The following is a 7,516-nucleotide window of genomic DNA, read 5'->3' as shown; positions in this document are numbered from 1 at the left end:
GACAAACCACATCATGTTGACGGGGCATAACAAACTAATTCGTCGACTATGACACACTGTTGAGTTCTCAAGAATCAATCGCCCCCGCCCCTCGGCCTCTCGACCTCGGTAGCGGTGCTGCTTAAGCTTAGCAGATCGTTTCCCGCCGGAGTAATTCCGGCCTGTTCTCCGCTTTCAGCTGCTGGTAAAACTTAGCAGATCGTTTCCCGCCGGAGTAATTCCGGCTTGTTCTCCGCTTTCAGCTGCTGGTGAAACTTAGCAGATCGTTTCCCGCCGGAGCAATTCCGGCCTGTTCTCTGCATTCTCTCGACAATTCTGCCTGGGTCGGATCTCCAAGGCCGCTGTCGCGCGCTCTTGTCGACCTCTTCCGAGGTGTCTTGCGAGAGGTGGTTGTCGGGATCGGGAGCCCGGCCTGACCGGCCTTGCTCCCCGGCGTCACCGGGCAACGAGGTGAAACAGTAGGCGAACTCCCACGGCCTTGCAAATCAATCGGCTGTGACGGCGGGCACAATCGCGTTTGCCCAGGTCAGAGGCGCTTTTCAGCGCACTTCGACGCCGGCGACCTTCTTCTTGCCCCGTCGCAGCACCAGCCATGCGTCGCCCAGGAGGTGCTCCGGGCCGGGAACCAGCTCGGCGTCCTCGACCCGCACGTTGTTGAGGTAGACGCCGCCCTCGGCGATGGTGCGCCTGGCCTCGCCCCTGCTCTTGGTCAGCCCGGAGAGCACGAGCAGCTCCACCACGCTGGGCAGCTCGCCGCGCGACACCTGCACGCTGCCGGCCTCGCGGAGGGCGCTGCCCAGCGCGTCGCCGGAGAGGGTCGAGAGGTCGCCGCCCCCGAAGAGTGCCTGGGCGGCCGACTTGGCCGCCTCCGTCTCGGCGGCCCCGTGGACCAGGGTGGTGACGTGGTCGGCCAACGCCTTCTGCCCGGCGCGCAGGTAGGGCTGCTCCCGCGTCTGCTCCTCCAACGCCTCGATCTCCTCGCGGGAGAGGAAGGTGAAGATCCGCAGCAGCTCTCCGACCTTCTCGTCCTCGACGTTGAGCCAGAACTGGTGGAACGCGTACGGGGACATCATCGTGGGGTCGAGCCACAGGGCGCCGCCCTCGGTCTTGCCGTACTTGGTGCCGTCGGTCTTGGTGACCAACGGGGTGGCGAACGCGTGGGCGCGTCCCCCCTCGGCCCGCCGGATCAGCTCGACGCCGCCGGTGAGGTTGCCCCATTGGTCGGACCCGCCGAACTGGAGCACGACGCCGTACTCACGGTGCAGGTTGAGGAAGTCCATCGACTGGAGGAGGACGTAGCTGAACTCGGTGTAGCTGATCCCGGCCTCCAGCCGGGACCTCACCACGTCGCGCGCGAGCATCCGGTTCACCGGGAAGTGCTTGCCGATGTCACGGAGGAAGTCGATGGTGGAGAGCGACGCCGTCCAGTCGTAGTTGTTGACCATGGTCGCGGCGTTCGGTCCGTCGAAGTCGAGGAACGGCTCGATCTGTCCGCGCACCCGCTCGACCCACTGCTTCACCGTGTCGAGCGAGTTGAGGGTGCGCTCCCCCGACTCCTTGGGGTCGCCGATCATCCCGGTGGCGCCGCCGACCAGCGCGTACGGCGTGTGACCCGCCTGCTGGAGGCGGCGGGCGGTGAGGATCTGGACCAGGTTGCCCATGTGGAGGCTGGGCGCGGTGGGGTCGAAGCCGACGTAGAACCGGACGCTGCCCCGGGCCAGGACCTCGCGCAACGCGTCGAGATCCGTGGAGTGCGCGATGAGACCGCGCCACTCGAGGTCGTCCAGGATGTTGTCGGTCGGCACGAGGCTCCCTTTCTGGTCGTCCGACGTCGGCACGCCGGTGTACCCACCTTGCCAGACCTGCTCGGTGTTCGTGCCGCCACCTAGGGTGGTCCGGTGAGTGCGAGCAAGTACGTCAGGGAGCGAGAGATCGGCCGAGGCGGCATGGGGACCGTCTGGCTGGGTCGCGACACCGTTCTGGGGCGACCCGTGGCCATGAAGCGGGTGGGCGCCTCCCCCGGCGGCTCGGCGCCCGACCTTGAGCGCGCCGAACGGGAGGCACGGCTGGCCGCCGCGCTCAACCACCCCCACGTGGTCGCCGTCTTCGACCTCTTCGCCGAGGGCGACGAGCACTGGCTGGTGATGGAGCACGTCGAGGGGGACAGCCTCGCGGCCAGGATCCGGCGCGACGGTCCGCTCGACCGGGCGACCGCCGCGTCCGTCCTGCGGCAGGTGGCGGACGCCCTGGCCGCAGCCCACGCCCGAGGCATCGTCCACCGGGACGTGAAGCCGTCGAACATCCTGGTGACCCCGGACGGCCTCGCCAAGCTCACCGACTTCGGGATCGCCCGAGCCGAGGCGGACGCCTCCCTCACCCAGACCGGCCTGGTCACCGGCTCCCCCGCCTACCTCTCGCCCGAGGTGGCCTCCGGTGCTTCCGCCACACCGGCCAGCGACATGTGGGCCTTGGGAGCCACCGCCTTCCACACGCTGACCGGGCGTCCGCCCTACGACATCGGGGACAACGTCCTGGGAGCGCTCTACCAGATCGTGCACGAGGAGCCCCCGCGCCCGGAGGACGCCGGCTGGCTCACCCCGCTGCTGGAGCACACCATGACCTCCGACCCCGCGGAGCGCTGGACGGCCCCACAAGCCCGCGACTTCCTGCTCCGCGAACCGGCGGCACCCGAGGAGCCGACCGCCCCGGTGCCGGCGGCCGGCGGACGGCAGGCCGCCCCGGTCCCGGCCGAGCACACGGCCGCCTTTCCGCCGCTCGCCCGTCCCTCGCTCGCAGCCCGGGCGGCGGCCTTCGAAGGACTGCGCGAGCGGACCCGGACCGACACCTCTCCCCTGCTCTGGGCTGCCGGCGGCCTCGTCGTGCTCTTCCTCGTCGTGGGCGGCTTCTGGATGGGACTCCGCGACAGCCAGGTGGACGCGGCTCCGCCCACGGGGGGCGCCCCGAAGACCCCCGCGGACTCCCCGAGCCGGTCTCCCGAGCCCTCCCCACCCGCCTCGAGCGCACCTGCAGCCCCGGACCCGCGGGCGATGGAGGCCTTCGTGTCCGGCTACCTGGACACCGTCACCAGCGACCCTCGTGCCACCTGGCAGCAGCTGACGCCCCAGTTCCAGGAGGCGAGCGGGGGCTTCGGCCAGTACAACCGGTTCTGGCGGACCGTGGAGGACGCCGAGGTGGTCGAGGTCCTCGCGGACCCTGCGCAGCTCACGGTGAGCTACACGGTCGAGTACTCCCTCAAGAACGGCGGGCGGACCAGCGACTCGGTCACCCTGAGGCTCGAGCCGGACGGGGACGGGTTCCAGGTGGCGGGCGAGTCCTGACCTCACCCGCGGCGGTAGGGGTTCGCCGCGCACGCGGCGCGGTGGTCCGAGCGCCGTCACGCGGGGGCGCCGCTGAACGAACGCGTACCGGCCCTTCGCGCGTGTCGCCTCCACAGGTGGGTACGGAATCACTCCCCACCTAGGAGGCACCATGACCACAGGACAGTTCCCCGGTTCCCCGGGCTTCGACAGCGCGGGCGACCGTGATCATCCCGAGGCCGGAGCCAGTGAGTCGGGCTCCGGGCTCAAGGCACAGGCACAGAACGTGGCCGGCACCGCCGGCGAGCAGGGCAAGCAGGTCGCCGACACCGCGATGTCCGAGGCCGGCCAGGTGGCTGCGGAGGCGAAGAGCCAGTTCATGACGCTCTTCTCGGACGCCACCACGCAGATGGATGACCAGGCACGGACGCAGAAGGACCGCCTTGCCGAGACTCTGCGCACCTTCGGCGACGACCTGGGCTCGATGGCCGAGCAGGGCGGCGGCCTCGCCGCCGACGTCGCCCAGGAGGTGGCTCAGCGGGCACGCGACCTCTCGACGCGTCTGCAGGACAAGGAACCGCAGGACCTGCTGGAGGACGTGCGCGGCTTCGCCCGACGCAAGCCGGGCACCTTCCTCCTCGGCGCCCTCGTCGCCGGCGTCGCTGCGGGCCGGATGGCCCGCGGAGCCAAGGCGGCCAAGGACGGCACCGGGACGAGCACCGGGTCGAGCACCGGCGGCGCGCCGGCGCCCACGACCTCACCCGACCCCGCCTTCGGCACCACCGTCCCGGCCTACTCCAGTGGCACGCCCACCGGAGTCGCCGGCTCCACGACCGGCACGGCACCAGGCGCCGACGCGCCGACGTACGGCTCCCCCGGGGTCGCGGCACCTCCCGGCTCCGGTGAGACGCTCGGGCAGCCCACCACGGCGCCGCCCGCCGCCTCTCCGGGGCCCGTGCCCGACTCCGACTTCGGCGGTCCGGGAGCCCGGCCATGACTCAGCCCGACCTGCCGGCCGCGACGCCGACCCCGGCGCCTCCGCCCGCGGGGGCGCCCGGGCCCGGGGAGGGCACCAGATCCCTGGGCGACATCGTCGGTGACATCAGCCGGGACCTGAGCGCGCTGGTGCGGCAGGAGATGGACCTGGCGCGCACCGAGCTGAAGCAGGAGGTCACCAAGCTCGGCAAGGGTGCGGGGATGCTCGGCGGAGCCGGCGTCGCCGGTCTCCTGACGCTGATCTTCCTCTCCCTCGCACTCGTGCACCTGCTCGACAACTGGATGCCGGCGGAGCTGGCGGCGTTGATCGTGGGCCTCGTCTGGGCCGCCGTCACCGCCGCGCTCGCCCTGCGCGGCAAGCAGGAGATCAAGGAAGCCAATCCGGACCTGCCCAACACGCAGGCGAGTCTCAAGGAGGACGTCCAATGGGCGAAGGAACAGAAGAGCTGAGTGTCAAGGAAGCCGAGATCGAGCGCACCCGGGTCGCGTTGTCACGCGATCTGGACGAGCTCGGCGACAAGGTGAGTCCCCAGCGCGTGGTGGAGCGCCGCACCGAGGCCGTCAAGGGCCGGATCGGCTCCCTGCGGGACAGGGTGATGGGGTCCGCTCCGAGCTTCGGGGGCGGGAGCTCCGGCGGCTCGATGGCAGGGACGATGAGCGACTCGATGAGCAGCGCCCGTGAGTCGGTCGCCGGGACCGCGCAGGGGACGGTGAGCTCGGTGCAGTCGAGGACCACCGGCAACCCGCTGGCCGCAGGCCTGATGGCCTTCGGTGCCGGGATGGTGATCTCAGCGCTCATCCCCGCGAGCGAGAAGGAGGCTCAGCTCGCCCAGCAGGCCACCGACATGGCGAAGGAGCACGGTCAGCCCCTCATGGACGAGGCCAGATCGGTGGGTCAGGAGGTCGGACAGAACCTCAAGGAGTCGGCCCAGCAGGCCGCCGAGGAGGTCAGGTCGACGGCCCAGGGGTCGGTCGAGCACGTCAAGGAGCAGGGTCAGTCCTCGGCGCAGGCGGTCAAGGACGAGGCTCCCGGGAGCTGACGCGCCCAGCCACGGCAGCCCATGCGCGAAGCATGGGCTGCCGCCCGGCTCAGGGGGTGATGATCAGATCGGTGTTGTGGCTCGGGGCGTCGGGGTCACCCAGGGCCTCGGCCAGCGTGATCTCACGGGTCCCACCACTGCGGTGGTCGATCTCCTCGATCCGGCCCCACGTCTCCAGCTCCGCCCAGAGGTCCGCCGGGTCGGTCCCGGCCGCGCGCAGACCGCGGGGGAAGAACTCGATCACCACGGTGGGGCCCAGCTCCCGCAACCGGGAGGCGCCTCGCAGGACCTGAAGCTCCCAGCCCTGCACGTCGATCTTCAGCAGGTCGAGCCGCGCGAGCGGGGGCAGGGCGTCGTTGAGGGTCACCACCTCGACCGTCGAGGCACCCGCGGTGTGGAGCTCCGCGTCGAGGGCCAAGGCGTGGTTGCCCCAGTTGTCGGCGTCCCGGAAGAGACTCAAGGACCCGGGGGCGTCCCCGCAGGCGGCGCGGCGCACCTGCACCTGAGTCCACTCGTTGGACTCCACCGTCCTCGAGAGCAGGGAGTAGTTGACGGGATCCGGCTCGAACGAGAAGACGCGCCCGCCGGCGCCGACGGCCGTGGCCATGTGCCCGGTGACCCAGCCGATGTTCGCGCCGACGTCGACCGCGACCCCACCGGGGGCCAGCCGGCTGGTGATGAGCCGGGTCTCGACGGGCTGCCACTCCCCGGTCGCGATCAGCGCGCGGGCCACCGCCCGGTCGCCGGGGTTGACCCACATCGGCCACCCGGCGTTGGTCTCGATCCGCTGCTCATCACCCGGCATCACGGCGCCGTCGAGGCGACGAACCACCCGGCGCAGTGCCCCGAAACGACTCAGCGTGGGACCCAGCGGCGCGAGGGTGTGGCGGAGCCGTGCATAGGCATGCGCGGTGACGGGGAGCGACATGGCCTGTTTCTAGCACAGGCAGGCAGTGTCGCTCATCACTTTCGCCACCTCGGACGCGGTGTCTGGTGGGGCGGGTGGGGCTCGAACCCACGACCCAAGGATTATGAGTCCTCTGCTCTGACCGGCTGAGCTACCGCCCCTCGTGCGCGGCAGAGCCTATCCTCGAACGATGGAGCGTCCTGAGCTGAGCCCCTTGAACGAGGACTGGGACCGCATGCTGTGCGTGGTGGCACATCCTGACGACCTGGAGTTCGGCGCCGCCGCTGCGGTGGCCCGCTGGACCGGCCAGGGGAAACGGGTCGTCTACTGCATGGTCACCAGCGGGGAGGCCGGCATCGACTCCCTCCCACCGGAGCAGTGCCAGGCGGTGCGGGAGGCCGAGCAGGTGGAGTCCGCCCGCCTCGTGGGCGTGGAGACCGTCGACTTCCTGGGGCTGCCGGACGGAGTCCTCGAGTACGGCGTGGGCCTGCGGCGGGAGATCGCGGCGGCGGTCCGACGGCATCGTCCCGAGATCGTGCTCACCGGCAACTTCCGCGAGACCTGGGGTGGCCGCAACCTCAACCAGGCCGACCACATCGCCACCGGGCGAGCGGTGCTCGACGCCGTGCGGGACGCTGGCAACCGCTGGGTCTTCCCCGAGCAGGTGTCCGGGGGACTTCAACCGTGGGGCGGCGTCCGGGAGGTCTGGGCCTTCGGGTCGCCCCAGGCCACCCACGCGGTCGACACCACCTCGACCTTCGACGCCGGCGTCGCCTCGCTGGAGGCGCACGCGGCGTACATCGAGGGCCTCGGGTGGGCGGACTGGGACGCCCGGGAATTCCTCGAGGGGATGGCCCGCGCCACCGGCCAGTCACTGGGGGTCACGTACGCCGCCCCCTTCGAGGTCTTCCCGATGGGCTGGGGCGACTGAGCCGGACACGACCAGCTCAGGGCGGCGCCAGGAGCTCGGCGGCGACCCACTCCTCGACCAGGGACCACCGCTGCGGCCGCAGCTCGGCCACGTAGACGACCCTCCCCTCCCAGCGGCCACGCTCGACCTGCCGCCACTCCAGGAGGAGGCCGGGGCGTGGCTGGGGACCGTCCACCGGCACCGTCACCCAGCAGTGCCGCGCCGGGGAGCCCGCCGCGGGCGCCGCCTCCCCGGCCCGCACCCGGTCGCGCAGCGGGATGCCGCTGCCCGTTCCGTATCCACCGCGCGCCATGTCTTATTAGAACATGTGTTCGAACGAGGTGCG

General features: G+C 70.9%; 8 protein-coding genes and 1 tRNA gene. 5 read left to right on the top strand and 4 right to left on the bottom strand.

Annotation, left to right across the window (positions count from 1 at the left end; all coding sequences use genetic code 11):
* Positions 1-539 precede the first annotated feature (539 nt).
* Positions 540-1,805 carry a tyrosine--tRNA ligase gene (tyrS, locus tag AC3X7R_RS18625; RefSeq protein WP_489967184.1) on the bottom strand — a complete coding sequence of 422 codons (1,266 nt, stop codon included), beginning with the start codon at positions 1,803-1,805 and terminating at the stop codon, positions 540-542.
* Positions 1,806-1,898: 93 nt separating this feature from the next.
* On the opposite strand from tyrS, the gene AC3X7R_RS18620 reads away from it, so the two are divergent.
* The 4 genes from AC3X7R_RS18620 to AC3X7R_RS18605 all read left to right on the top strand — a co-directional run bounded on the left by AC3X7R_RS18620 (position 1,899) and on the right by AC3X7R_RS18605 (position 5,353).
* Positions 1,899-3,338, top strand: a complete 1,440-nt coding sequence (locus tag AC3X7R_RS18620) for a serine/threonine-protein kinase (protein ID WP_489967183.1) — start codon at positions 1,899-1,901, stop codon at positions 3,336-3,338.
* Between the two features lie 151 nt (positions 3,339-3,489).
* Positions 3,490-4,314 (top strand): hypothetical protein, encoded by an 825-nt coding sequence (locus tag AC3X7R_RS18615; protein WP_489967182.1) that lies wholly within the window; start codon positions 3,490-3,492, stop codon positions 4,312-4,314.
* Positions 4,311-4,763, top strand: a complete 453-nt coding sequence (locus AC3X7R_RS18610; protein ID WP_489967181.1) for a phage holin family protein — start codon at positions 4,311-4,313, stop codon at positions 4,761-4,763. Before AC3X7R_RS18615 ends, AC3X7R_RS18610 begins: the two co-directional genes overlap by 4 nt.
* Positions 4,739-5,353: a DUF3618 domain-containing protein gene (locus AC3X7R_RS18605; RefSeq protein ID WP_489967180.1), complete on the top strand. Its 615-nt coding sequence runs from the start codon at positions 4,739-4,741 to the stop codon at positions 5,351-5,353. The genes AC3X7R_RS18610 and AC3X7R_RS18605 overlap by 25 nt, the downstream gene beginning before the upstream one ends.
* Positions 5,354-5,402: 49 nt before the next feature.
* Here the strand turns inward: AC3X7R_RS18605 and AC3X7R_RS18600 are convergent, their stop codons facing one another.
* The gene (locus AC3X7R_RS18600; protein WP_489967179.1) at positions 5,403-6,281 is read right to left on the bottom strand and encodes an FkbM family methyltransferase; all 879 of its coding nucleotides are present in this window, start codon (positions 6,279-6,281) and stop codon (positions 5,403-5,405) included.
* A gap of 63 nt (positions 6,282-6,344) precedes the next feature.
* A tRNA-Ile gene (locus AC3X7R_RS18595) sits at positions 6,345-6,421 on the bottom strand.
* Positions 6,422-6,450: 29 nt separating this feature from the next.
* On the opposite strand from AC3X7R_RS18595, the gene AC3X7R_RS18590 reads away from it, so the two are divergent.
* On the top strand, positions 6,451-7,191 hold the full coding sequence (locus tag AC3X7R_RS18590) for a PIG-L deacetylase family protein (RefSeq protein WP_489967178.1): 741 nt from the start codon (positions 6,451-6,453) through the stop codon (positions 7,189-7,191).
* Positions 7,192-7,207: 16 nt separating this feature from the next.
* Here the strand turns inward: AC3X7R_RS18590 and AC3X7R_RS18585 are convergent, their stop codons facing one another.
* Positions 7,208-7,483, bottom strand: a complete 276-nt coding sequence (locus AC3X7R_RS18585) for a hypothetical protein (RefSeq protein ID WP_489967177.1) — start codon at positions 7,481-7,483, stop codon at positions 7,208-7,210.
* Positions 7,484-7,516: the final 33 nt, after the last annotated feature.

This window comes from Nocardioides sp. Z22_16 (assembly GCF_058134365.1).
Note: the sequence above shows the minus strand (reverse complement) of the source record. Positions and strands in the feature narration are given on the sequence as shown.